General features: G+C 58.6%; 18 protein-coding genes and 1 pseudogene. 12 read left to right on the forward strand and 7 right to left on the reverse strand.

Annotated features, from left to right (window positions below; all coding sequences use genetic code 11):
- Window positions 1-29: 29 nt before the first annotated feature.
- Window positions 30-1,007, reverse strand: a complete 978-nt coding sequence (locus tag LPQ25_RS07820; protein ID WP_004189021.1) for a CobW family GTP-binding protein — start codon at window positions 1,005-1,007, stop codon at window positions 30-32.
- Window positions 1,008-1,127: 120 nt separating this feature from the next.
- On the reverse strand, window positions 1,128-2,594 hold the full coding sequence (locus LPQ25_RS07825) for a mannitol dehydrogenase family protein (RefSeq protein ID WP_014907184.1): 1,467 nt from the start codon (window positions 2,592-2,594) through the stop codon (window positions 1,128-1,130).
- Between the two features lie 207 nt (window positions 2,595-2,801).
- Between LPQ25_RS07825 and uxuA the strand changes: the two genes are divergently transcribed.
- Window positions 2,802-3,992 carry a mannonate dehydratase gene (uxuA, locus tag LPQ25_RS07830; protein WP_014907185.1) on the forward strand — a complete coding sequence of 397 codons (1,191 nt, stop codon included), beginning with the start codon at window positions 2,802-2,804 and terminating at the stop codon, window positions 3,990-3,992.
- A 70-nt stretch (window positions 3,993-4,062) separates the two neighbouring features.
- On the opposite strand, the gene yeiP is transcribed toward uxuA, so the two are convergent.
- Window positions 4,063-4,635 carry an elongation factor P-like protein YeiP gene (yeiP, locus tag LPQ25_RS07835; RefSeq protein WP_002912951.1) on the reverse strand — a complete coding sequence of 191 codons (573 nt, stop codon included), beginning with the start codon at window positions 4,633-4,635 and terminating at the stop codon, window positions 4,063-4,065.
- A gap of 147 nt (window positions 4,636-4,782) precedes the next feature.
- Between yeiP and LPQ25_RS07840 the strand changes: the two genes are divergently transcribed.
- Entirely contained in the window at window positions 4,783-5,037 is a 255-nt protein-coding gene (locus LPQ25_RS07840) for a YkgJ family cysteine cluster protein (protein WP_004175066.1), read from the forward strand.
- A 39-nt stretch (window positions 5,038-5,076) separates the two neighbouring features.
- On the opposite strand, the gene setB is transcribed toward LPQ25_RS07840, so the two are convergent.
- Entirely contained in the window at window positions 5,077-6,258 is a 1,182-nt protein-coding gene (gene setB, locus LPQ25_RS07845) for a sugar efflux transporter SetB (protein WP_014907186.1), read from the reverse strand.
- A 336-nt stretch (window positions 6,259-6,594) separates the two neighbouring features.
- Here setB and fruB point away from each other — a divergent pair, with 336 nt between their 5' ends.
- The 3 genes and pseudogenes from fruB (at window position 6,595) to fruA (ending at window position 10,373) form a co-directional block, all read left to right on the forward strand.
- Window positions 6,595-7,725 carry a fused PTS fructose transporter subunit IIA/HPr protein gene (fruB, locus tag LPQ25_RS07850; RefSeq protein ID WP_002912947.1) on the forward strand — a complete coding sequence of 377 codons (1,131 nt, stop codon included), beginning with the start codon at window positions 6,595-6,597 and terminating at the stop codon, window positions 7,723-7,725.
- The gene (fruK, locus tag LPQ25_RS07855; RefSeq protein ID WP_002912941.1) at window positions 7,726-8,664 is read left to right on the forward strand and encodes a 1-phosphofructokinase; all 939 of its coding nucleotides are present in this window, start codon (window positions 7,726-7,728) and stop codon (window positions 8,662-8,664) included.
- 16 nt (window positions 8,665-8,680) lie between these two features.
- Window positions 8,681-10,373: pseudogene (fruA, locus tag LPQ25_RS07860) on the forward strand (PTS fructose transporter subunit IIBC).
- Between the two features lie 50 nt (window positions 10,374-10,423).
- On the opposite strand, the gene nfo reads toward fruA, so the two are convergent.
- Window positions 10,424-11,278: a deoxyribonuclease IV gene (gene nfo, locus LPQ25_RS07865; protein ID WP_002912937.1), complete on the reverse strand. Its 855-nt coding sequence runs from the start codon at window positions 11,276-11,278 to the stop codon at window positions 10,424-10,426.
- 71 nt (window positions 11,279-11,349) lie between these two features.
- Window positions 11,350-12,399, reverse strand: coding sequence for a YeiH family protein (locus LPQ25_RS07870; RefSeq protein WP_002912935.1), 1,050 nt, complete (start codon window positions 12,397-12,399; stop codon window positions 11,350-11,352).
- A gap of 265 nt (window positions 12,400-12,664) precedes the next feature.
- Here LPQ25_RS07870 and yieE point away from each other — a divergent pair, with 265 nt between their 5' ends.
- From yieE to cirA, 3 genes are all read left to right on the forward strand, one after another.
- Window positions 12,665-13,531 (forward strand): DNA-binding transcriptional regulator YeiE, encoded by an 867-nt coding sequence (gene yieE, locus LPQ25_RS07875; RefSeq protein WP_002912932.1) that lies wholly within the window; start codon window positions 12,665-12,667, stop codon window positions 13,529-13,531.
- Window positions 13,532-13,709: 178 nt separating this feature from the next.
- Window positions 13,710-15,179, forward strand: a complete 1,470-nt coding sequence (locus LPQ25_RS07880; protein WP_004890722.1) for an amino acid permease — start codon at window positions 13,710-13,712, stop codon at window positions 15,177-15,179.
- A 498-nt stretch (window positions 15,180-15,677) separates the two neighbouring features.
- Complete coding sequence (cirA, locus tag LPQ25_RS07885; RefSeq protein WP_004890725.1) at window positions 15,678-17,651, forward strand: catecholate siderophore receptor CirA; 1,974 nt, start codon at window positions 15,678-15,680, stop codon at window positions 17,649-17,651.
- A gap of 70 nt (window positions 17,652-17,721) precedes the next feature.
- Here the strand turns inward: cirA and fghA are convergent, their stop codons facing one another.
- Window positions 17,722-18,555, reverse strand: a complete 834-nt coding sequence (gene fghA / locus LPQ25_RS07890; RefSeq protein WP_014907188.1) for an S-formylglutathione hydrolase — start codon at window positions 18,553-18,555, stop codon at window positions 17,722-17,724.
- A gap of 360 nt (window positions 18,556-18,915) precedes the next feature.
- On the opposite strand from fghA, the gene folE reads away from it, so the two are divergent.
- The 4 genes from folE (at window position 18,916) to mglB (ending at window position 23,230) form a co-directional block, all read left to right on the forward strand.
- Window positions 18,916-19,584, forward strand: a complete 669-nt coding sequence (gene folE / locus LPQ25_RS07895) for a GTP cyclohydrolase I FolE (RefSeq protein ID WP_002912924.1) — start codon at window positions 18,916-18,918, stop codon at window positions 19,582-19,584.
- A 15-nt stretch (window positions 19,585-19,599) separates the two neighbouring features.
- Window positions 19,600-20,757: a DUF418 domain-containing protein YeiB gene (gene yeiB, locus LPQ25_RS07900; protein ID WP_014907189.1), complete on the forward strand. Its 1,158-nt coding sequence runs from the start codon at window positions 19,600-19,602 to the stop codon at window positions 20,755-20,757.
- Between the two features lie 155 nt (window positions 20,758-20,912).
- The gene (galS, locus tag LPQ25_RS07905) at window positions 20,913-21,935 is read left to right on the forward strand and encodes an HTH-type transcriptional regulator GalS (protein ID WP_002912919.1); all 1,023 of its coding nucleotides are present in this window, start codon (window positions 20,913-20,915) and stop codon (window positions 21,933-21,935) included.
- A 296-nt stretch (window positions 21,936-22,231) separates the two neighbouring features.
- Window positions 22,232-23,230, forward strand: coding sequence for a galactose/glucose ABC transporter substrate-binding protein MglB (gene mglB / locus LPQ25_RS07910; RefSeq protein ID WP_002912878.1), 999 nt, complete (start codon window positions 22,232-22,234; stop codon window positions 23,228-23,230).
- The last annotated feature ends 94 nt before the right edge of the window (window positions 23,231-23,324 follow it).

A 23,324-nucleotide genomic window follows, 5' to 3' on the forward strand; every position in this document is an offset into this window, starting at 1 on the left:
TGTGACAGTCGGCGGCAACCTTAGCCGCCTTAACTTAAACGAAGCCTCAACAACGAGGTCTGGAGTGCGTTCCAGTCGGCTTCATTCGCGGAAATAAGCTCGATCCGACTATCGGGCGGAGCGACGCTGAGGGTCTCGATATGGAGATCCTCCCCCTGACGGTTGATTCGCACCGCCCCCTCGGCAATGCGCATCACGCCTTTAACGCGCCCCACTGGCGCCAGCCTGGCCCATTCGAGCAGGCCGATGGTGTCAAAGACCGTCTCCGCGTCGAAGATCCAGCCGCAGCCCTGAAAGCCCTGGCCATTGTTGAGATGTCGGCGCCAGCGCTGGTGTTCCGCCAGGCTGAGCGCGGCGAGGCCGGAAGTGGGGGGATGGCGGTGGGCGTGCTCCGCGCTCGCCGGCAGCGGGGCGGTGTTCCGTCGTGGCTCATCGAGCAGGGTCAGATCGATATTGCCCTGGATTGCCGACACCTTGCGACGCTCGCCGCCCCAGCGCTGCCACCAGTCGGCCAGCGCCCGGGCGCTTTCGGCGGTTTCCCGATCACTTTTATTAGCCACAATGATGTCCGCCGCGGCCAGCTGATCGCGGAAGTTGTCGTTGCTGACGGCTCTTTCATCCAGCAGCTGGCGGGGATCGAGGATGCACAGCGTGGCGCGCAGATCGATCCAGGGCTCATACACCGCCGCGGTGAGGATATCGAGGATCTGCTTTGGGTGGCCCAAACCGGTGGGTTCGATCAGCAGGCGATCGGGTTTGCCCTGGCGCAGCAGGGTGTTCAGCCCAACCTGCATCGGCAGGCCATTGACGCAGCACATGCAGCCGCCGGGGATCTCTTTGAGCAGGGCGCCGCTATCGGCCAGCAGCGCGCCGTCTATCCCGACTTCGCCAAACTCGTTAACCAGTACGGCCCATTTTTCATCCGCAGGCTTCTGCGCCAGCAGATGAAGAATCGAGGTCGTCTTACCGCTGCCGAGAAAGCCGGTGATCAAATTGGTTCTGGTCACTCTTTTCTCCAGGATAAATGTAATGTTGTAACAGTTACGCCTATCCTGACGAAAAAAGGAGGAAAAGAGAAGTCCTGAGGCGGACAGAAGAGAATTCTGTCCGCATAAGCGCAAATATTGTTAAGAATTCAGCGCGCGGGCGACGGCCTCGCGGGCGCCGTGCGTCGCCAGCTGTTGCCAGGCGGCGCGGATCCCGGCGACAAACTGGGCGTTGTGCGGCAGGTCGCGGCCAAATATTTCCTCCAGCCCCAGCAGGGCGTCGACGCGCTGCTGCTCATCGCTCTGGGCCACCCGCTGCCGGATCTTGTCGACCAGCGGATCGCGCACGTCGATCGTCTGACCGGCGTCGTCCGTGCCGCTGACGTAGCGCATCCAGCCGGCCACGCCGAGAGCCAGCAGCGGCCAACGGCTGTCGCGCGCCAGATGTACGCGGATGCCATCGAGCATGCGCTGGGGCAGCTTCTGGCTACCGTCCATGGCGATTTGCCAGGTGCGGTGTTTGAGCGCCGGATTGCTGAAGCGGGCGATGAGACTGTCGGCATAGGCCAGCAGATCAACGCCGGTAATGGTCAGCGTCGGAGCCTGTTCGTCAAGCATCAGCTGGCGGGCGGCGCGGCGGAAGACGTCATCCTGCATGCAGTCGCTAATGTGCGCATGCCCTGCCAGATAGCCAAGCCAGGCGAGGAAAGAGTGGCTGCCGTTGAGCATCCGCAGCTTCATTTGCTCCCAGGGCAACACGTCATCGGTCATCTGCACGCCCGCCGTCTCCCAGGCGGGTCGCCCGGCGACAAAGTGATCTTCGACCACCCACTGAATGAAGGGTTCGCAACTGATGGCGCAGGGATCGTCGACCCCCAGCACGGCGGCGATTTCCGCCAGCGACTCCGCTGTGGCCGCGGGAACAATGCGATCCACCATGGTGCCCGGGAAGCTGACGTTGTCGGCGATCCAGTCCGCCAGCGCCGGGCTGCGTTTTTCCGCCATGCCGAGGACGGCATTTTTTACCACGTGACCGTTGTCGGGGATATTATCGCAGGAGAGCACGGTAAAGGGCGGAAGGCCTCGTTCCCGGCGGCGGGCCAGCGCTTCAACTAAAATACCGGGAGCCGACTGCGGCAGCGTCGGATTCTCCAGATCGTGAATAATGCGCGGATGCGTCGGATCCAGTTTCCCGGTCGCCGGATCGATGCAGTAGCCTTTTTCCGTAATGGTCAGCGAGACAATCGCTACCTGCGGCTCGCAAAATTTTTCGATAATCGCCGCCAGCGAATCGAGCCTGGCGTTCAGACATTCGTGCACCGCGCCGATCACAATGGGCTGGTTGCCGTCGGCGCCTTTTTCCAGCACGGTAAACAGATGGTCCTGTTCGCGAAGCTGGCTCATCAGCGTGTCGCCGCTGAACAGACTGATTTCACAGATCCCCCAGTCGCCGCCGACGTTATTCAGCACGCGATCGGTGAGCAGCGCCTGGTGCGCGCGGTGAAACGCGCCAAAGCCGAAATGGACAATACGCGAGCGGAGCTGGCTGCGATCGTATTGAGGGTATTGCACGTTCTTCGGTAGCGTAGCGGTTGCAATTGTTGTCATTCTTCCCACACCTGTTTAACTGCTTATTAACAATGCCAGTCTAAAGTTATATGACAGGAAGTTAAATTGGTAAGCCGAAATTATCCGCTGACTGTGAGCTGGATCAATCAATAGGCCAGCACTGTTTGCAGCCAGGTGAGAAACATGTATGGTAGTCGTCATGAGTGTCGCCATTATTGGTATAACAACTTTTGTGAGGACATAGCGATGGAGCAAACCTGGCGGTGGTATGGGCCGAACGATCCGGTATCGCTTGATGATGTACGGCAGGCGGGGGCGACCGGCGTCGTCACTGCGCTGCACCATATTGCAAACGGTCAGGTATGGCCGGTCGACGAGATTAAAGCGCGTCAGGCGCTGTTAGCGGCAAAAGGGTTGACCTGGTCGGTCGTCGAAAGCATTCCCGTCCACGAGGATATTAAAACCCACAGCGGGCAGTATGCGACCTGGATTGCCAACTATCAGCAGAGCATCCGCAACCTCGCGGCCTGCGGCATCGATACCGTGTGCTACAACTTTATGCCGATCCTCGACTGGACGCGCACCGATCTGGAATATGAGCTGCCGGACGGCTCCCGGGCGCTGCGTTTCGATCAGATCGCTTTCGCCGCCTTTGAGCTGCATATCCTTAAACGCCCGGGTGCGGAAGCGGATTACAGTGAAGAAGAGCAGCGTCAGGCTGAGGTCTATCTCAAGGCTATGAGCGAAGCAGATATCGATAAACTGACCCGCAATATCATCGCCGGCCTGCCGGGAGCGGAAGAGGGCTACACCCTTGACCAGTTCCGCGCGCGTCTGGCGGAGTACGACCACATTGATAAAGCGCAGCTGCGTGAAAATATGGCCTATTTCCTGCGCGCCATCGTGCCGGTGTGCGAAGAGGTAGGGATCCGCCTGGCTGTGCATCCGGACGATCCGCCGCGGCCGATCCTTGGCCTGCCGCGTATCGTGTCGACCATCGAAGATATGCAGTGGCTGAAGGAGACGGTGGACAGCATTAATAATGGCTTCACCATGTGTACCGGATCGTATGGCGTTCGCGCCGATAACGATCTGGTGAAGATGGTGGAGACCTTTGGCGATCGCATCCATTTTACCCATCTGCGCTCTACCTGCCGTGAAGCAAACCCAAAAACCTTCCACGAGGCGGCGCACCTTAGCGGCGACGTCAATATGGTGGCGGTGGTGGATGCTATCCTGCGTGAAGAGCAGCGGCGTAAACAGGCCGGCGATCTGCGCCCGATCCCATTTCGGCCGGATCATGGTCATCAGATGCTCGACGATCTGCGCAAGAAAACCAACCCAGGCTATTCGGCGATTGGCCGTCTCAAGGGGATGGCGGAAGTGCGCGGCGTCGAGCTGGCGCTGAAAATGACCAAATACCCTGAACTGCTGTAATCGCGGCAATGGGGATAATAAAAAGGACAGCCAGCGCTGTCCTTTTTTACTGTCGGGGCGTTACCGATGATTAATCCGCGCGGCCCATATAGCGGCACTCTTCGATATGAATGCGGATTTTCTCACCGGTGGTCAGGTATTCCGGCACCTGAATCACCAGGCCGGTGCTCATGGTGGCTGGCTTGGTGCGGGAGCTGGCGGACGCACCTTTAATACCCGGCGCGGTTTCGATAATTTCCAGGTCAACGGTCTGCGGCAACTCCAGCGCCAGCAGCTGGCCGTCCCAGGTCAGCACCTGCATGTCCGGCATCCCACCTTCCGGAATAAACTGCAGCTCTTCTTCAATCTGCTCTTTGGTAAAGGTGTAAGGGGTATAGTCTTCTTTATCCATGAACACGTATTCGTTGCCATCGACGTAGGAGAAGTCGACGAAACGGCGGGTCAGGGTGACGGTATCGACGATATCGTCGCCTTTGAAGCGCTCTTCTACTTTCAGGCCGGTGCGCACATCGGAGAAACGCATTTTATACAGTGTCGCAGCACCGCGGGCGCTGGGTGACTGAATATCAATATTTTTCACAATCAGCAGCTTGCCGTTGTAATTCAGCACCATACCTTTTTTAATTTCATTCGCTCTTGGCATTGCAGTAATCCTGTCACTTAACGAGTCAAAAATATCGCGTAAAACTACTCGCGCCCGGGCGTTCAGGCAAGCGGATTTCGCGAGTTTTGCTATCTTCTGGCAAAACGTTTAGGCTGTGGCGCAAAATGAGCGTTTGGGAGTCGGGTTGTGGAATGTCGTACTGATTGTGGCGCATGTTGCATCGCCCCCTCTATATCATCGCCGATCCCCGGCATGCCGCAGGGCAAGCCGGCTAACACCCGTTGTATCCAGCTTTCCGAGCGCAATTTATGCCTTATTTTCGGCTCCCCTCTGCGCCCGAAGGTGTGCGCCAGCCTGCAGCCCTCGCCGGAGATGTGCCTCACCCACCGCGATGAAGCGATCACCTGGCTGCTGGAGCTTGAGCTGGCCACCGCGCCCTGAGCTCAACACAGCAGATGAGAGGGATGGAAACCAATGTGCTTACACGTCTCTTATCCGCCACAGGCAGGCCTGAGTGACAACGCCCATCGCCAACGCAATCCAGAACACTGCGTGATAGCTCCAGATCTCCGCCACTACCCCCGCCAGTGAACCGGCGATGATCCAGCCGACGCGGGTAGTATTGGTATAGAGGGTGGTGGCCGCGCCCGCCTGCCCCGGCATCAGGTCCTGGAAATAGAGCATGCCGATCCCGGCGAGGATCCCGATATAGATGGCGTTCAGCACCTGCATCGCCAGCAGCAGCGCTGGCGTATGCACCGTCAGCATGCCGACGTAAAACAGCACCCCGGCCACTGCAGAAAGACGCATCAGAAAGCGTTTGCCGAAACGCCGGGCGTAGTAACCGGCAATCAGCATGGTCGGAATTTCCAGTCCGGCGGCGGTGCCCATCATCAGCCCCGCCAGCTTCTCCGGCAGATGCAGCTCGTTAATGATAAACAGCGGCATGTTAATGATGTACAGGCTGTTAGTACCCCACATCATGGTGCAGATGCTGAACAGCAGCAGCGCATCGCGGCGATGCGTGCGCGGAGCTTCCAGCCGGCCGGTCGCTACCGGGTTTTCTTTGCGCATGCTGGGCAAGAATAGCCAGACCATGATCCCGCAGACGATAAACGCCGCCGCGGCGCTGAGATACATCGCGGTAAAACCAAACCCCATCGCCAGGGCGTAGGCCAGCGGGGGACCAATCACCCATGCCAGGGAGACCTGGGCACGTAAAATGGAGCTGAACATCACTGCTTCGCGGCCGGTCCTGTCGGCATGCTCCCGCGCGAGGGCAAACATCTGCGGGTTGGCGGTCGATCCAAAGCTGCTGAGAAAAACGCCGATGAACAGCAAAATGAAATAGTTGCGGTTCCAGGCAAAGAGGACGCAGGCCAGCACCCCCAGCAGACAGCAGACGACAATCAGCTGCTTGCGATCGCCCTGACGGTCGGAGCGGCCGGCGAGGAACTGACTGACCAGAATGCCAATAACCGCGCTGCCGGTAAAAAAGAAACCGACCATCGCCGGGCGGACGTGCACTTCGTTGGTCAGAAACAGGCTCAGGGTCGGGGTTTGCAGCGCCCCGGCAATGCCCGTCAGAAAGGCGACGATTAAGAAGGCGGAAGAGGTGACATCGAACCCGCGTCGGGGGAGAGCGGCGCTACGGTTTTCCATGGGTTTGGTTTTCTGTAGTTTCAGGAGACGGCGCGGAGTTTACGCCTGCTGGCTAAAAATAAACAGTAGTATGGCACGAATAATTAAAAAGGCGTTTCAAAATATAGGGTTCAGCAAAAAGCTGACGTTCGAGGCGGTCGATAGCTAATGCTTCAGCAAAAGTGTGCAGTACCTCTAAGTTCTGCGATCAAGTCGCTGACGTACCTTGCGCGTTGAGCAAGAAAGGTACAAAATTCTTGAAACGTTTCAGCGTCATTCGGCAATCCGTTCCCCGTCAGATGGCGCCTTTTTTCTCAAGTTAGCTGAAACGATTCAATTCAGCAGGAGAGGAGAACCATGTTCCAGTTATCTGTGCAGGATATTCATCCCGGCCAGCAGGCCGGTAATAAAGAAGAGGCCATCCGGCAGGTCGCCGCAGCGCTGGTCAGCGCCGGCAACGTGGCCGATGGCTACGTGAACGGCATGCTGGCGCGCGAGCAGCAGACCTCGACCTTCCTCGGCAACGGGATTGCGATCCCGCACGGCACGACGGATACGCGTGACCAGGTGCTGAAGACCGGCGTTCAGGTGTTTCAGTTCCCGCAGGGCGTCACCTGGGGTGAAGGGCAGACCGCCTATGTGGCGATCGGGATTGCCGCCAGCTCAGATGAACACCTCGGCCTGCTGCGTCAGCTGACCCACGTGCTGAGCGATGACGCGGTCGCCGCGCAGCTGCAGTCCGCCACCACCGCGGAAGAGCTGCGTGCGCTGCTGATGGGAGAGAAGCAGAGCGAAGCGCTGAAGCTGGATAACGAGACCCTCAGTCTCGACGTCGCGGCCAGCGATCTGCTGACCCTGCAGGCGCTGAACGCGGCGCGTCTGAAAGAAGTTGGCGCTGTCGATGCCGCCTTCGTTAGCCACGTCATTAACGATACGCCGCTGAACCTCGGTCAGGGCGTCTGGCTGAACGACAGTGCGGAAGGCAATTTGCGCAGCGCCGTGGCGGTCAGCCGCGCGGCTAACGCCTTTACCCGCGACGAGCAGCCGGTTTCCCTGCTGGTCACGGTGGCGATGGCCGACGAGCAGCCGACCGCAGTGCTGAACCGTCTGAGCAAGCTGCTGCTGGACAAGAAAGCTGAACATTTGCTGAAAGCCGACGCCGCCACCGTGCTGGCGCTGCTGACCAGCGACGACGCCATTGCCGAAGATGTGCTGAGCGCCGAATTCGTGGTGCGCAATGAACACGGCCTGCATGCCCGTCCGGGCACCATGCTGGTCAACACCATTAAACAATTTTCCAGCGACATCACCGTCACCAATCTCGACGGTTCCGGCAAGCCGGCTAACGGTCGCAGCCTGATGAAGGTTGTGGCGCTGGGTGTGAAAAAAGGTCACCGTCTGCGTTTTACCGCGCAGGGTGAGGATGCGCAACAAGCGCTGGATGCGATTGGCGAAGCGATCGCCGCAGGCCTTGGGGAGGGCGCATAAATGAGCAGACGTGTAGCAACGATTACGTTAAACCCGGCATACGACCTGGTGGGATTCACCCCGGAGATTGAACGCGGCGAAGTGAACCTGGTGCGCACCACCGGCCTGCACGCCGCCGGGAAAGGCATTAATGTGGCGAAAGTGCTGAAAGATCTCGGCATTGACGTCACCGTCGGCGGTTTCCTGGGTAAAGACAACCAGGACGGCTTTCAGCAGCTGTTCAGCGAGCTGGGGATCGCCAACCGTTTCCAGGTGGTGCAGGGCCGGACCCGTATCAACGTTAAGCTGACGGAAAAAGATGGCGAAGTGACCGATTTCAACTTCTCCGGCTTTGAAGTCACCCCGGGCGACTGGGAACGCTTCGTCAACGACTCCCTGAGCTGGCTCGGGCAGTTCGATATGGTCTGCGTCAGCGGCAGCCTGCCGTCCGGCGTTAGCCCGGAAGCCTTCACCGACTGGATGACCCGTCTGCGCAGTCAGTGCCCATGCATTATTTTCGACAGCAGCCGCGAAGCGCTGGTTGCCGGACTAAAAGCGGCGCCGTGGCTGGTGAAACCGAACCGTCGCGAACTGGAAATCTGGGCTGGCCGCAAGCTGCCGGAGATGAAAGATGTTATCGACGCCGCCCATGCGCTGCGCGAGCAGGGTATCGCCCACGTGGTGATCTCCCTGGGCGAAGAGGGCGCGCTGTGGGTCAACGCCTCTGGGGAGTGGATTGCTAAACCACCTTCAGTGGAAGTGGTCAGTACCGTTGGCGCCGGCGATTCGATGGTCGGCGGCCTGATTTACGGCCTGCTGATGCGTGAATCCAGCGAGCATACCCTGCGCCTGGCGACCGCCGTCGCTGCCCTGGCCGTCAGCCAGAGCAATGTAGGAATTACCGACCGTACCCAGTTGGCCGCGATGATGGCGCGCGTCGACTTACAACCCTTTAATTGACAGCAGGAGAGGCATAATGAAAACGCTGCTGATTATTGATGCCGGACTCGGACAGGCGCGCGCCTACATGGCGAAAACCCTGCTGGGTGCCGCGGCGCCGAAAGCGCACCTTGAGCTGATTGATAACCCGAATGACGCCGAACTGGCCATCGTGCTGGGAACCGCGCTGCCGGCCGATAGCGCGCTGAATGGTAAAAACGTTTACCTGGGCGATATTAACCGTGCTGTCGCCCATCCGGAGCTGTTCCTGGGAGAAGCGAAAGACCACGCTAAGCCCTACGTTGCGCCAGCGGCGGTAGCCGTTCCGGCCGCCGCTCAGGGCAGAAACGCATTGTCGCGGTCACCGCCTGTCCGACCGGCGTCGCCCACACCTTTATGGCGGCAGAAGCCATCGAAACCGAAGCCAAAAAACGCGGCTGGTGGGTGAAGGTGGAGACCCGCGGCTCCGTTGGGGCGGGCAATGCCATCACCCGGAAGAGGTGGCCGAGGCGGATCTGGTGATCGTCGCTGCCGATATCGAGGTGGACCTGGCGAAATTCGCCGGCAAGCCGATGTACCGCACCACCACCGGTCTGGCGCTGAAGAAAACCGCCCAGGAGCTGGATAAAGCGGTGGCGGAAGCCAAACCGTACCAGCCATCCGGCAAACCTCAGGCGGCTGCTGAAGGGAAAAAAGAGTCGGCTGGCGCCTATCGCCACCTGCTGACCGGCGTCTCCTATATGCTGCCGATGGTAGTGGCCGGGGGCCTGTGTATCGCGCTCTCCTTTGCCTTCGGGATCAAAGCGTTTGAAGTGAAAGACACCCTGGCGGCGGCGCTGATGCAGATCGGCGGCGGCTCGGCCTTCGCGCTGATGGTGCCGGTACTGGCAGGCTTTATCGCCTTCTCCATTGCCGACCGTCCGGGTCTGACCCCGGGCCTTATCGGCGGTATGCTGGCGGTTAGCGGCGGCTCCGGCTTTATCGGCGGGATCATTGCTGGTTTCCTTGCCGGTTATGTGGCGAAAGCCATCAGCACGAAGCTGAAACTGCCGCAGAGTATGGAAGCCCTGAAGCCAATCCTGATCATTCCGCTGGTCTCCAGTCTGATCGTGGGTTTGGCAATGATCTATCTGATCGGTAAACCGGTAGCCGGTATCCTCGCCTGGCTGACCCACTGGCTGCAAACCATGGGCACCGCCAACGCGGTTCTGCTGGGCGCGATCCTCGGCGCGATGATGTGTACCGATATGGGCGGGCCGGTAAACAAAGCGGCCTATGCCTTTGGCGTTGGCCTGCTGAGTACCCAGACCTATGCGCCGATGGCGGCGATCATGGCGGCCGGTATGGTGCCACCGCTGGCGATGGGTATCGCGACGCTGGTAGCGCGCAATAAGTTCGACAAAGGGCAGCGGGAAGGGGGCAAAGCCGCGCTGGTTCTTGGCCTGTGCTTTATCTCGGAAGGGGCGATTCCTTTTGCCGCCCGTGACCCGATGCGCGTTCTGCCGTGCTGTATCGTCGGCGGCGCGGTAACCGGCGCTATCTCCATGGCGGTCGGCGCGAAACTGATGGCGCCGCACGGCGGGCTGTTTGTTCTGCTGATCCCGGGGGCAATTACGCCGGTGCTGGGCTACCTGCTGGCGATTGTTGCCGGAACGCTGGTGGCGGGCCTTGCCTACGCGGTGCTGAAACGCCCTGAGGCGCAAACAGCGGAAGTTGAAAAAGCGGCATAATCCTACCGCAATAAAAAAGGGCCGACTGTTCGGCCCTTTTTTGTCTCTATTTACGCCACTTCGGCAATCTGCTGCGCCCGCAGCCAGGCAATCTCTTCCGCCCAGATATCCGGGTTGATGGTTTCCAGAATCAGCGGAATACCGTCGAAGCGGCTGTCCTGCATGATCCAGCTGAAGCAATCGTGGCCGATGTTGCCTTCCCCCAGGCTGTGGTGACGGTCGACCCGGCTGCCGAAGGCGCTCTTGGCATCGTTGAGATGCATGCCGCGCAGATACTGAAAACCGACGATGCGTTCGAAGGCGGCGAAGGTTTTTTCGCAGGCTTCGGCGCTGCGCAGGTCGTAGCCGGCGGCGAAAGCATGGCAGGTATCGATGCAGACGCCGACGCGGGATTTATCTTCCACGCCGTCGATGATGGCCGCGAGGTGCTCGAACTTAAAGCCGAGGTTGCTGCCCTGGCCAGCGGTGTTTTCGATCACCGCAGTAACGCCTTCGGTCTTCGCCAGTGCGATATTGATCGATTCGGCGATGCGCGCCAGGCACTCCTCCTCCGGGATCTGCTGCAGATGGCTGCCGGGGTGGAAGTTGAGCAGCGTCAGCCCCAGCTGCTGGCAGCGGGTCATTTCATCAATGAAGGCATCACGGGATTTTTCCAGCGCTTCTTCCACCGGGTGGCCGAGGTTAATCAGGTAGCTGTCGTGCGGCAGGATCTGCCCCGGGCCAAAGTGATACTTTTCACAGGCGGCTTTGAATTCGGCGATGGTCTCGTCGCTGAGCGGCGCGGCGCGCCACTGGCGCTGGTTCTTGGTGAAGAGGGCGAAGGCGGTTGCTTCGATTTCGGCGGCGCGAATGGCGGCATTGGCCAGTCCACCTGAGGCGCTCACGTGCGCTCCTACGTATTTCATAAAAAAACTCCAGTTAAAGCCGCTGGGGGGTGGGTAATGATAGCGGCTTAACTGGAGAAAGATGTAGTGCTTTATGCCATCAGGCTGTGGATAGCGACGTTAATGACCCCGCCGCCGACAATCAACCAGACGAACAGCATCAGCGCCATCAGCAGCGGTTTCGCCCCGGCTTTTTTCAGCGCGCTGACGTGGGTGGTGACCCCGAGGGCGGCCATTGCCATCGCCAGCAGGACGGTATCCAGCGTCACCAGCATATCCACCACGGCTTTCGGCAGCAGATGGAAGGAGTTAAACACCGCCACCAGGATGAACATAATGGCGAACCACGGAATGGTGATTTTGCTTTTCTCGCCGTTGCCTGCCGGGGTCAGCTGTTTAACACGCGCCGCCAGGAACAGCAGGAATGGAGCCAGCATCATGACGCGCAGCATTTTGGCGATAACCGCCGCGTTCTCCGCGTCCGGGCTGACCGCATGGCCGGCGGCAACAACCTGCGCCACTTCATGCATGGTGGAGCCCATATAGATCCCGTAGGTCTCCGGGGTAAACCAGTGCGCCAGCAGCGGGTACATCGCCGGGTAGAGGAAGATGGCGATGGTACCGAAGATAACCACTGTAGCGACGGCAACCGTCACTTTACTGGCTTCGGCTTTGACCACCGGCTCGGTGGCGAGCACGGCCGCCGCGCCGCAGATGCTGCTGCCGGCGCCGATCAGCCAGCTGGTGTGTTTATCGAGTCCAAACACTTTCTGGCCAAGGAAGCAGGCGATGAAAAAGGTACTGGAGAGCGTCAGAACGTCAATCAAAATACCGCTCACGCCGACGTCGGCAATCTGGGCGAACGTCAGGCGAAAGCCGTAGAGGATGATCCCCAGGCGCAGCAGATGCTGCTTGGCGAAGATCACCCCGCCGTCGCAGGGCTGCCAGATTTTCGGGTAGACCGTGTTGCCGACGACCATCCCGAACAGGATAGCGAGGGTCAGGGCGCTAAAGCCTGCGCCGGCGATGGCCGGGAAACTACCGGCCCACAGGGCGGCGCCGGTCAGAGCGGCGGTCAGCGCCAGGCCTGGGACAAAATGCCACAGGGAACGATGTTTGGTGGGTAAAGTGAGTGCTGTCATAACCTTCTCCTTTGTCTGCCTAAAGGTTACGCCGTGCGGGATTAAATATAAAATTGATTATATGTTTATAATCAATCGTAATAAGTGGTTAATGGCCGCTTCGCCGGTTACAACGGGGCGAGAGCGGGTTAGGCAGAAGCGGGGCGGTCTCGCCGGCAAGACGATGATTTTGTGATATAAGCGGATTTTCCTTCCGTCAGCCGCCTCGATTTGTGTCACCATAGTAAGGAAGGTTATTCAGGTTGGATTACTAAACGGGTGGGTTATGCATATTACGCTGCGGCAGCTGGAAGTGTTCGCCGAAGTCCACAAGAGTGGGTCGACCACTCAGGCGTCACAGATGCTGGCGCTTTCGCAATCCGCGGTCAGCGCCGCGCTGACCGATCTGGAAGGGCAGCTCGGCGTGCAGCTGTTTGACCGCGTCGGTAAACGACTGGTGGTGAATGAGCATGGACGGCTGCTGTACCCGCGTGCGCTGGCGCTGCTGGAGCGGGCCCTGGAGATCGAGCAGCTGTTTCGCGGCGATAACGGGGCGATCCGAGTCTACGCCAGCAGCACCATCGGCAACTATATTATGCCGGAGATTATTGCCCGCTATCGTCATGACTTCCCGGATCTGCCGGTCGAGCTGAGCGTCGGCAACAGCCTGGACGTCATCAACGCCGTCGCCGACCTGCGGGTGGATTTCGGCCTGATTGAGGGGCCGTGCCATGCCGCCGATATTATTGCCGAGCCGTGGCTGGAGGATGAGCTGGTGGTGTTTGCCGCGCCCAACTCACCGCTGCTGGCGGGGGAGGTGACCCTGCAGCAACTGGCCGAGGCGCCGTGGATCCTGCGCGAGCATGGCTCCGGCACCCGGGAGATTGTCGATTACGTTCTGCTGTCGCATCTGCCGGCGTTTCATCTGGGCATGGAGCTGGGTAATTCAGAGGCGATCAAGCACGCGGTCAGGCATGGCCTGGGCATCAGCTGTCTATCGCGGCGGGTGATTGCCGAACAGCTTGCCTCGGGCACGCTGGCGGAACTGAAAGTGCCATTGCCCCGGCTGACGCGCACGCTGTGGCGGATCCATCACCGGCAGAAGCATATTTCTAAAGCATTACAACGTTTTCTGCACTATTGCCAGGTGTAGCAGCCCGGTTTTATCGCCTGATTACGGGGGGAATTCGCTGGCAATTCCGCAGGTTAGTGCTTTACTAATAATTTGCGGGCGATCATGAAGCTCTCTTATAACTTTGCATTTGTACCGGATGGAACCCCGATCGTCTGCTACAATCGCGCCTCATTTTTTGGATGGATAGCATTATCACATGGTTTCGGAAACTAAAACCACAGAAGCGCCCACGCTACGTCGTGAACTGAAGGCGCGCCACTTGACCATGATCGCCATCGGCGGTTCCATCGGTACGGGTCTTTTTGTTGCCTCTGGCGCAACCATTTCGCAAGCAGGTCCCGGCGGGGCGCTGCTGTCTTATATTCTGATCGGTTTGATGGTCTATTTCCTGATGACCAGCCTCGGCGAGCTGGCGGCGTTTATGCCGGTATCCGGTTCCTTCGCCACCTACGGGCAGAATTATGTTGAAGAAGGCTTCGGCTTCGCGCTGGGCTGGAACTACTGGTACAACTGGGCGGTGACGATCGCCGTTGACCTCGTGGCCTCACAGCTGGTGATGAGCTACTGGTTCCCCGACACTCCGGGCTGGATCTGGAGCGCCTTGTTCCTCGGCATCATGTTCCTGCTGAACTGGATCTCGGTGCGCGGCTTTGGCGAGGCGGAATACTGGTTCTCGCTGATAAAGGTAGCCACCGTCATTATCTTTATCATCGTCGGCGTGATGATGATTGTCGGCATCTTCAAAGGGGCGCAGCCAGCCGGCTGGAGCAACTGGGGGATCGCGGATGCGCCGTTCGCCGGCGGTTTCTCGGCGATGATTGGCGTGGCGATGATTGTCGGCTTCTCGTTCCAGGGCACCGAGCTTATCGGCATCGCTGCCGGTGAATCTGAAAATCCGGAGAAGAACATTCCGCGCGCGGTGCGCCAGGTCTTCTGGCGTATCCTGCTGTTTTACGTCTTCGCGATCCTGATTATCAGCCTGATCATTCCGTATACCGATCCGAGTCTGCTGCGCAACGATGTGAAGGATATCTCCGTCAGCCCGTTCACCCTGGTGTTCCAGCATGCTGGTTTGCTGTCGGCGGCGGCAATCATGAACGCCGTTATCCTGACTGCCGTGCTGTCGGCGGGTAACTCCGGGATGTACGCCTCCACGCGTATGCTGTACACCCTGGCCTGCGACGGTAAAGCGCCGCGTATTTTCTCGAAGCTGTCGCGTGGCGGCGTGCCGCGTAACGCGCTGTACGCGACCACCGTGATCGCGGCGCTTTGCTTCCTGACTTCCATGTTTGGCAACCAGACGGTGTACCTGTGGCTGCTGAACACCTCCGGGATGACGGGCTTTATCGCCTGGCTGGGTATTGCGATCAGCCACTATCGTTTCCGTCGCGGCTACGTCCAGCAGGGTAACGATATTAATAATCTGCCGTATCGTTCCGGGTTCTTCCCGCTGGGGCCGATCTTCGCCTTCGTGCTGTGCCTGATCATCACCCTCGGACAGAACTACGAAGCGTTCCTCAAGGACACCATTGACTGGGGCGGCGTGGCGGCGACCTACATTGGTATTCCGCTGTTCCTCGTCATCTGGTTTGGTTACAAGCTGGCGAAAGGCACCCGCTTTGTTCGCTACAGCGAAATGACCTTCCCGGATCGCTTTAAGCGTTAATCTTCGCGATTGTGCGATAAAAGCCCTCTGTGAAGAGGGCTTTATATTGCTGGCAAAGTGCAATCTTCAGGGATTGCCCGGCGGCGCTGCGCTTGCGCGGGCCTACAGATAACCGCGTAACTGATTGATATTGCTATGTTTCGTAGACAGGGTAAGGCGAAAGCCGCCAACCGGCAGACATGTGAGCACAATAACGAAGACAGATTTGTCATCACCCGCAAGCCCTCTGAACAGAGGGCTTTTTTTATGTTTGTGCGGTTACAGCTTGTCACAATTCTTCATAATTGTATTGATAATCGTAATCATTATCTTTATCATTTTCGCCCATTACGGATGAAGCCACTCCCCGTCTCTGCCGCTTGTACAGACTGACACCGGGCGACCAGCCACATCGACGAGAAAACAGCGCGAGCATGCCGCCGACAGAGCGGCAAGCCGCCAGCGCGTGTGAGCAGCACCTTGTTGTTTGTTTGGTTGTACACCTCATGGAGATTTGGAATGTTCAGGTTAAACCCTTTTATCCGGGCGGGATTGTCTGCGTCCGTCGTATCGTTGGCGTTTCCGGCTCTGGCCGATGTGAATGAAGAAACGCTGGTGGTGACCGCCTCGGCCACTGAACAGAATGTCAAAGACGCGCCGGCGAGCATCAGCGTCATCACCCAACAGGATTTACAACGCAAGCCTGTTCAGAACCTGAAAGACGTGCTGCGCGATGTGCCTGGGGTCCAGCTCACCAACGAAGGGGATAACCGCAAGGGCGTTAGCATCCGCGGTCTGAGCAGCAGCTATACCCTGATCCTGGTCGACGGCAAGCGCGTTAACTCGCGGAACGCCGTCTTCCGCCACAATGACTTCGACCTTAACTGGATCCCGGTGGATGCTATTGAGCGTATCGAAGTGGTGCGCGGCCCGATGTCCTCCCTCTACGGCTCCGATGCGCTCGGTGGGGTGGTCAACATTATTACCAAAAAAATCGGCCAGAAATGGACCGGGACGCTGAGTGCTGATACCACTATTCAGGAGCACCGCGATCGCGGGGATACCTGGAACGGCCAGTTCTTCACCAGCGGCCCGCTGATCGACGGCGTACTTGGAATGAAGGCCTACGGCAGCCTGGCAAAACGCGCCAAGGACGATCCGCAGTCATCCAGTAATGCCACCGGCGAGACGCCGCGCATCGAGGGCTTCACCAGCCGCGATGGCAATGTTGAATTCGCCTGGACGCCGAACGAAAACCACGATTTTACCGCAGGCTACGGCTTTGACCGTCAGGATCGCGATTCCGATTCCCTTGACCGCAACCGCCTTGAGCGGGAGAACTACTCTCTGAGCCATAACGGCCGCTGGGATATCGGCAATAGCGAGCTCAAGTTCTACGGCGAAAAGGTGGATAACAAAAATCCAGGGCAGAGCGGGACTATTACCTCGGAAAGCAATGCCATCGACGGCAAGTATGTCCTGCCGCTGGGCATGATTAACCAGCTGGTGACCTTCGGCGGCGAATGGCGCCACGACAAACTTAAAGATCCGGTCAACCTGAGCAGCGGCGGCCAGTCAACGTCGGCCAGCCAGTACGCCCTGTTTATCGAAGACGAATGGCGCATCATCGAGCCGCTGGCGCTGACCACCGGCATTCGTATGGACGACCATCAGACCTATGGCGATCACTGGAGCCCGCGCGCCTATCTGGTGTATAACGCCACCGATACCGTCACCGTCAAAGGCGGCTGGGCGACGGCGTTTAAAGCCCCGTCGCTGCTGCAGCTTAACCCCGACTGGACCACCAACTCCTGCCGCGGCTCGTGCAGCATCGTCGGTAACCCGGATCTGAAACCGGAAACCAGCGAAAGCTTCGAGCTCGGTCTCTACTACCGCGGGGAAGAGGGCTGGCTTGAAAATGTCGAAGGCAGCATCACCACCTTCCAGAATAATGTCGACGACATGATCGACGTTCTGCGCACCTCCAGCGCCAGCGAAGCGCCGGGCTACCCGAACTTTGTCGGCTGGAAAACTGTCAACGGCAAGCGCGTGCCGATCTTCCGCTATTTCAACGTCAACAAAGCCCGCATCAAAGGGGTGGAGACGGAGGTGAAGATCCCGTTTGGCGATGAGTGGAAGCTGACGGTGAACTACACCTACAACGATGGTCGCGATCTGAGCAATGGCGGCGACAAACCGCTGCAGACGCTGCCGTTCCATACCGCCAACGGCACGCTCGACTGGAAACCGCTGGACGACTGGTCCTTCTACGTGACGGCCAACTATACCGGCCAGCAGCGCGCGGTGAGCGCCACCGGCAAAACGCCGGGCGGCTACACCCTGTTTGACGTTGGCGCGGCATGGCAGGTGACCAAAAACGTGAAACTGCGCTCCGGGGTGCAGAACGTGGGTGATAAAGATCTGAGCCGGGACGACTACAGCTATACCGAAGAAGGCCGTCGCTACTTTATGGCGGTGGATTATCGCTTCTGATTGCCGGCGCTAAAACGCGTCCTGTAGGCCTGAACATGCGCCGCGAAGCAGCTTCGCGGCGCATTGGCGTTTAGCCAAAGAGATGCTGCGCATGGAAGCGCAGATGGTCTTCAATAAACGAGGCAATAAAGTAATAGCTGTGGTCGTAACCGGGCTGGATGCGCAGCGTTAACGGCCAGGCCTTCTGCCGCGCGACCTCCGCCAGTACCGCCGGCTGCAACTGTCCGGCAAGGAAAGGATCGTTGTCGCCCTGATCGATAAGCGTCGGCACGGCGTCCTCCGGCCGGCTGGCCTGCATCAGCGCGCAGCTGTCCCAGGAGTGCCATGCCGATTCATCCGCGCCGAGATAGGCGGTAAACGCTTTCTTGCCCCACGGGACCTGGGAGGGATTGACTATCGGCGCGAAGGCGGAGACGCTGGCGTAGCGGCCGGGATTTTTGAGCGCCATGATGAGCGCGCCGTGGCCGCCCATCGAGTGGCCGCTGACGGCGCAGCGTTCGCCGACGCTAAACTCGCTACGAATAAGCGCGGGCAGTTCGTCACGCAGGTAATCGTACATTCGGTAGTGCGCCGCCCAGGGCGCCTCGGTGGCGTTCAGGTAGAAGCCGGCGCCTTGTCCGAGATCGTAACCTTCGTCGTTGGCCGCCTCGTCACCGCGCGGGCTGGTATCCGGCATCACCAGCGCGATGCCCAGCTCGGCGGCAATGCGCTGGGCGCCCGCCTTGGTGGTAAAGTTCTCATCGTTACAGGTCAGCCCCGACAGCCAGTACAGCACCGGCGGCGGCGTTTCGCGCTCAGGGGGTAAAAAAATGCTGAACGTCATGGCGCAGTTCAGGACAGGGGAGTGATGACGCCAGCGTTGTTGCTGGCCGTCAAAACAGCGATGCTCTTCAAGCAGTTCCATGCAAGGCTCCTCGGAAGGGATGTGCGCGTAAACGTTCATAATACAGATATTTCATTAGCCGGTGAGCAACTTTCACTTTCTCCTTTTGAGAACTTACTGCATCATTAATGCAACTTATAGCCAACATGCCGGTGTAGCGACGGCGCTTATGAATGCGTACAGCGGTTGGAACATTCCGGATACGGCGATAAGGATTTGGCGTTGCGCCTGAGGCATGGCTTCGCTCCCTAATAAAAGGCAGCGCCAATTTCAATAATTATCGTTACGGCTACTGGATTCTGTGCGCCACCTCACGCACAATGAATACAAACTTTGCCCCCAGAAAAAGCAAAGAGCGCCACACCTGCAGGAGAAACATAAATGTCATCACTGAGTAAAGAAGCCGTCCTCGTTCATGAAGCGCTGGTCGCTCGTGGGCTGGAGACGCCGATGCGTGCGCCAGTACAAGAAATTGATAACGAAACACGCAAGCGTTTGATTACCGGTCATATGACCGAGATTATGCAACTGCTGAATCTGGATCTGAGTGATGACAGTCTGATGGAGACCCCGCATCGCATCGCCAAAATGTATGTCGATGAGATCTTCTCCGGGCTGGATTATTCTCGCTTCCCGAAAATCACCGTCATTGAAAACAAAATGAAGGTCGATGAAATGGTCACCGTGCGCGATATCACCCTGACCAGCACCTGCGAACACCATTTCGTTACCATCGATGGTAAAGCGACGGTAGCCTATATCCCGAAAGATTCGGTGATCGGCCTGTCGAAAATCAACCGCATCGTGCAGTTCTTCGCCCAACGTCCGCAGGTCCAGGAGCGTCTGACGCAGCAGATCCTGATCGCGCTGCAGACGCTGCTCGGCACCAACAACGTGGCGGTATCCATTGACGCGGTGCATTATTGCGTGAAGGCGCGCGGCATTCGCGACGCGACCAGCGCCACCACCACCACCTCTCTCGGCGGCCTGTTTAAATCCAGCCAGAATACCCGCCAGGAATTCCTGCGCGCAGTACGTCACCACAACTAAAACGGAGCAGGGTGCATGGAGAGAAATGTCACGCTGGACTTTGTCCGCGGCGTCGCCATCCTCGGTATCCTGCTTCTCAATATCAGCGCCTTCGGCTTGCCGAAGGCCGCTTATCTCAATCCCGCCTGGTCAGGAAGCGCGTCCCTTAGCGATGCCTGGACCTGGGCGCTCCTCGACCTGCTGGCGCAGGTGAAGTTTCTCACCCTGTTCGCGCTGCTGTTTGGCGCCGGTCTTCAGCTATTGCTTCCGCGAGGGAAGCGCTGGATCCAGTCGCGGCTGACGCTGCTGGCGCTGCTCGGTTTCATTCACGGTCTTTTTTTCTGGGATGGCGATATTCTGCTGGCCTATGCCCTGGTGGGGCTGGTGAGCTGGCGCATGGTGCGTGAGGCGCACCATGTCAAATCGCTGTTCAACACCGGGGTGGTGCTCTACCTCACCGGCATTGCGGTGCTGGTCCTGTTGGGGATGATCTCCGGGACCGCTGCGAATCGCTCGTGGGTGCCGGACGCGGCGAACCTGCAGTATGAGCAGTACTGGAAGCTGCACGGTGGCATGGAGGCGGTCAGCAACCGGGCGGATATGCTATCTGACAATCTGCTGGCGCTGGGCGCGCAGTATGGCTGGCAGCTGGCGGGGATGATGCTGATGGGCGCGGCGCTGATGCGCAGCGGCTGGCTGAAGGGGCAGTTTAGCCTGCGTCACTACCGGCGTACCGGCGCGCTGCTGGTGGCGGCCGGCATGGCGGTCAATCTGCCGGCAATATTCGCCCAGTGGTATCTGGCCTGGGACTATCGCTGGTGCGCGTTTTTACTGCAGGCGCCGCGCGAACTTAGCGCCCCGCTGCAGGCTATCGGCTATGCCGCGCTGGCCTGGGGCTACTGGCCGCAACTCTGCCGTTTCCGCCTGGTGGGCGCTATCGCCTGCGTCGGACGCATGGCGCTGACCAACTACCTGCTGCAGACCCTGATCTGCACCACCCTGTTTTATCATCTTGGGCTGTTTATGCGCTTCGATCGTCTGCAGCTGCTGGCCTTTGTCCCCCCCATCTGGGCCGTTAACCTCCTTGTCTCATCGCTCTGGCTGCGCCGCTTCCGCCAGGGGCCGGTGGAATGGCTGTGGCGTCAGTTAACCTTGCGTGCGTCAGGCACATCATTGAAAGACACATCCAGATAACGATCTCGATCACAATCATTAACAAAACGGATGTAAACGTTTCCAGCCGTGTGACCTCACTCACGCAGCGGACCGCGGGTCGCTGCCAGAATAGCCTCCTTGCTAAGCACAGGAGGTGAATGTGACGTGCTGTAATTCTCTTAAGGTCGCTGAGTATGATCACCATTCGTGATGTCGCCCGCCAGGCGGGCGTTTCCGTGGCCACCGTGTCGCGGGTGCTGAATAACAGCGCGCTGGTGAGTCCGGATACGCGCGACGTGGTGATGAAAGCGGTGACCCAACTGGGCTACCGGCCCAACGCCAACGCCCAGGCGCTGGCCACCCAGGTCAGCGATACCATCGGCGTGGTGGTGATGGACGTCTCCGACGCCTTCTTCGGCGCGCTGGTGAAAGCAGTGGATACCGTTGCTCAGCAGCATCAGAAATATGTGCTGATCGGCAACAGCTATCACGAGGCGGAAAAAGAGCGTCACGCCATCGAGGTGCTGATCCGTCAGCGCTGCTCGGCGCTGATCGTCCATTCGAAAGCGCTGAGCGATGATGAACTGAGCGACTTTATGCAACATATCCCGGGGATGGTGCTGATCAACCGCATCGTGCCGGGGTATGCCCATCGCTGCGTCGGACTCGACAACGTCAGCGGCGCGCTGATGGCCACCCGTATGCTGCTCAATCATGGTCACCAGCGCATCGGCTATCTCTCCTCAAACCACGGCATTGAAGATGACGATATGCGCCGGGAAGGGTGGAGCAAAGCGCTGCAGGAGCAAGGCATCATCGCCCCGGACAGCTGGATCGGTTCCGGCTCCCCGGATATGCAGGGCGGTGAAGCGGCGATGGTCGAACTGCTGGGGCGCAATCTCGGCCTCACCGCGGTGTTTGCCTATAACGACAGCATGGCGGCCGGCGCGCTGACGACGCTGAAGGACAACGGCATTGTCGTGCCGCAGCATCTGTCGCTGATTGGCTTTGATGATATTCCTATTTCCCGTTACACCGATCCTCAGCTCACCACCGTGCGCTATCCGGTAATGTCGATGGCAAAGCTGGCCACCGAGCTGGCGCTGCTGGGGGCGGCCGGCAAGCTGGATCGCGAGGCAACGCACTGCTTTATGCCGACGCTGGTGCGCCGTCATTCCGTTGCCCAGCGGCAAACTGTGGGGCCGATCACTAACTGACGCGATCGCGGGATGTAACCGCTTTCAATTTGTGAGTAAATTCACAGTATATTAACATTCGCCTGATTATGATGGCAGCGTTTACCAGTCTGAACCACGAGGTGATGGATATTTCTCACTTTATTTAGTAGGAACAAGGCGTTAAACGAGTTTTACAGTCGTATTTTTCTGGAGCGTTACCCGACACGGAAGACCGAATTTTCGTCGTGAAATGCGTTGTGCGGTAACACTAATGCAACAAATCCCGCCTGCATTTTCTCACAATAATGACCCTGCATAATAAAACCGGAGATTCCATGAATAAGAAGGTGTTTACCCTGTCTGCTGTAATGGCTGGTCTGTTATTTGGCGCCGCCGCACACGCAGCAGATACCCGTATCGGCGTGACGATTTATAAATATGACGACAACTTTATGTCGGTAGTGCGTAAGGCGATTGAAAAAGATGGCAAATCCGCGCCAGACGTCCAGCTATTGATGAATGATTCGCAGAACGATCAGTCGAAACAAAACGATCAGATTGACGTGCTGCTGGCGAAAGGCGTGAAGGCGCTGGCGATTAACCTGGTTGACCCGGCCGCCGCAGGTACGGTGATTGAAAAGGCGCGCGGGCAGAATATTCCGGTGGTGTTCTTCAACAAAGAGCCTTCCCGCAAAGCGCTGGATAGTTATGACAAGGCTTATTACGTCGGTACCGACTCGAAAGAGTCGGGGATTATTCAGGGCGATCTGATCGCCAAGCACTGGAAAGCCAACCCGAACTGGGATCTGAATAAAGACGGTCAGATCCAGTACGTCCTGCTGAAAGGCGAGCCGGGCCATCCGGATGCGGAAGCGCGTACCACTTACGTTATTAAAGAGCTGAATGATAAAGGTCTGAAGACCCAGCAGCTGCAGCTGGATACCGCGATGTGGGATACCGCCCAGGCGAAAGACAAAATGGACGCCTGGCTCTCCGGCCCGAATGCCAACAAGATTGAAGTGGTGATCGCTAACAACGACGCCATGGCGATGGGCGCGGTTGAAGCGCTGAAAGCGCACAACAAGAGCAGCATTCCGGTGTTCGGCGTTGATGCCCTGCCGGAAGCCCTGGCGCTGGTGAAATCCGGCGCGATGGCCGGTACTGTGCTGAACGATGCCAATAACCAGGCGAAAGCGACCTTCGAGCTGGCGAAAAACCTTGCCGACGGGAAAGACGCCGCGGCAGGCACCAACTGGAAAATTGACAACAAGATTGTTCGCGTCCCCTACGTGGGCGTCGATAAAGACAACCTGAGCCAGTTTACCGGCAAATAATCGTGATGTGAGTTGCGGGCGTGGGTTATCCACGCCCGATTATTCCTGATACAGAACCAGACTCCTGCTGGCGCTAGTGCGCCGGACGGGGCTT

The sequence above is a fragment of the Klebsiella sp. KPN54798 genome, assembly GCF_021184225.1.
Taxonomy (GTDB): domain Bacteria; phylum Pseudomonadota; class Gammaproteobacteria; order Enterobacterales; family Enterobacteriaceae; genus Klebsiella; species Klebsiella pneumoniae.

Bases quoted from the DNA above. Each gene is read 5' to 3' on its own strand.
- LPQ25_RS07825 (WP_014907184.1), bottom strand. From the start codon at position 2,594: ATGACAACAATTGCAACCGCTACGCTACCGAAGAACGTGCAATACCCT.
- uxuA (WP_014907185.1), top strand. From the start codon at position 2,802: ATGGAGCAAACCTGGCGGTGGTATGGGCCGAACGATCCGGTATCGCTT.
- yeiP (WP_002912951.1), bottom strand. From the start codon at position 4,635: ATGCCAAGAGCGAATGAAATTAAAAAAGGTATGGTGCTGAATTACAAC.
- setB (WP_014907186.1), bottom strand. From the start codon at position 6,258: ATGGAAAACCGTAGCGCCGCTCTCCCCCGACGCGGGTTCGATGTCACC.
- fruB (WP_002912947.1), top strand. From the start codon at position 6,595: ATGTTCCAGTTATCTGTGCAGGATATTCATCCCGGCCAGCAGGCCGGT.
- fruK (WP_002912941.1), top strand. From the start codon at position 7,726: ATGAGCAGACGTGTAGCAACGATTACGTTAAACCCGGCATACGACCTG.
- nfo (WP_002912937.1), bottom strand. From the start codon at position 11,278: ATGAAATACGTAGGAGCGCACGTGAGCGCCTCAGGTGGACTGGCCAAT.
- LPQ25_RS07870 (WP_002912935.1), bottom strand. From the start codon at position 12,399: ATGACAGCACTCACTTTACCCACCAAACATCGTTCCCTGTGGCATTTT.
- yieE (WP_002912932.1), top strand. From the start codon at position 12,665: ATGCATATTACGCTGCGGCAGCTGGAAGTGTTCGCCGAAGTCCACAAG.
- LPQ25_RS07880 (WP_004890722.1), top strand. From the start codon at position 13,710: ATGGTTTCGGAAACTAAAACCACAGAAGCGCCCACGCTACGTCGTGAA.
- cirA (WP_004890725.1), top strand. From the start codon at position 15,678: ATGTTCAGGTTAAACCCTTTTATCCGGGCGGGATTGTCTGCGTCCGTC.
- fghA (WP_014907188.1), bottom strand. From the start codon at position 18,555: ATGGAACTGCTTGAAGAGCATCGCTGTTTTGACGGCCAGCAACAACGC.
- folE (WP_002912924.1), top strand. From the start codon at position 18,916: ATGTCATCACTGAGTAAAGAAGCCGTCCTCGTTCATGAAGCGCTGGTC.
- yeiB (WP_014907189.1), top strand. From the start codon at position 19,600: ATGGAGAGAAATGTCACGCTGGACTTTGTCCGCGGCGTCGCCATCCTC.
- galS (WP_002912919.1), top strand. From the start codon at position 20,913: ATGATCACCATTCGTGATGTCGCCCGCCAGGCGGGCGTTTCCGTGGCC.
- mglB (WP_002912878.1), top strand. From the start codon at position 22,232: ATGAATAAGAAGGTGTTTACCCTGTCTGCTGTAATGGCTGGTCTGTTA.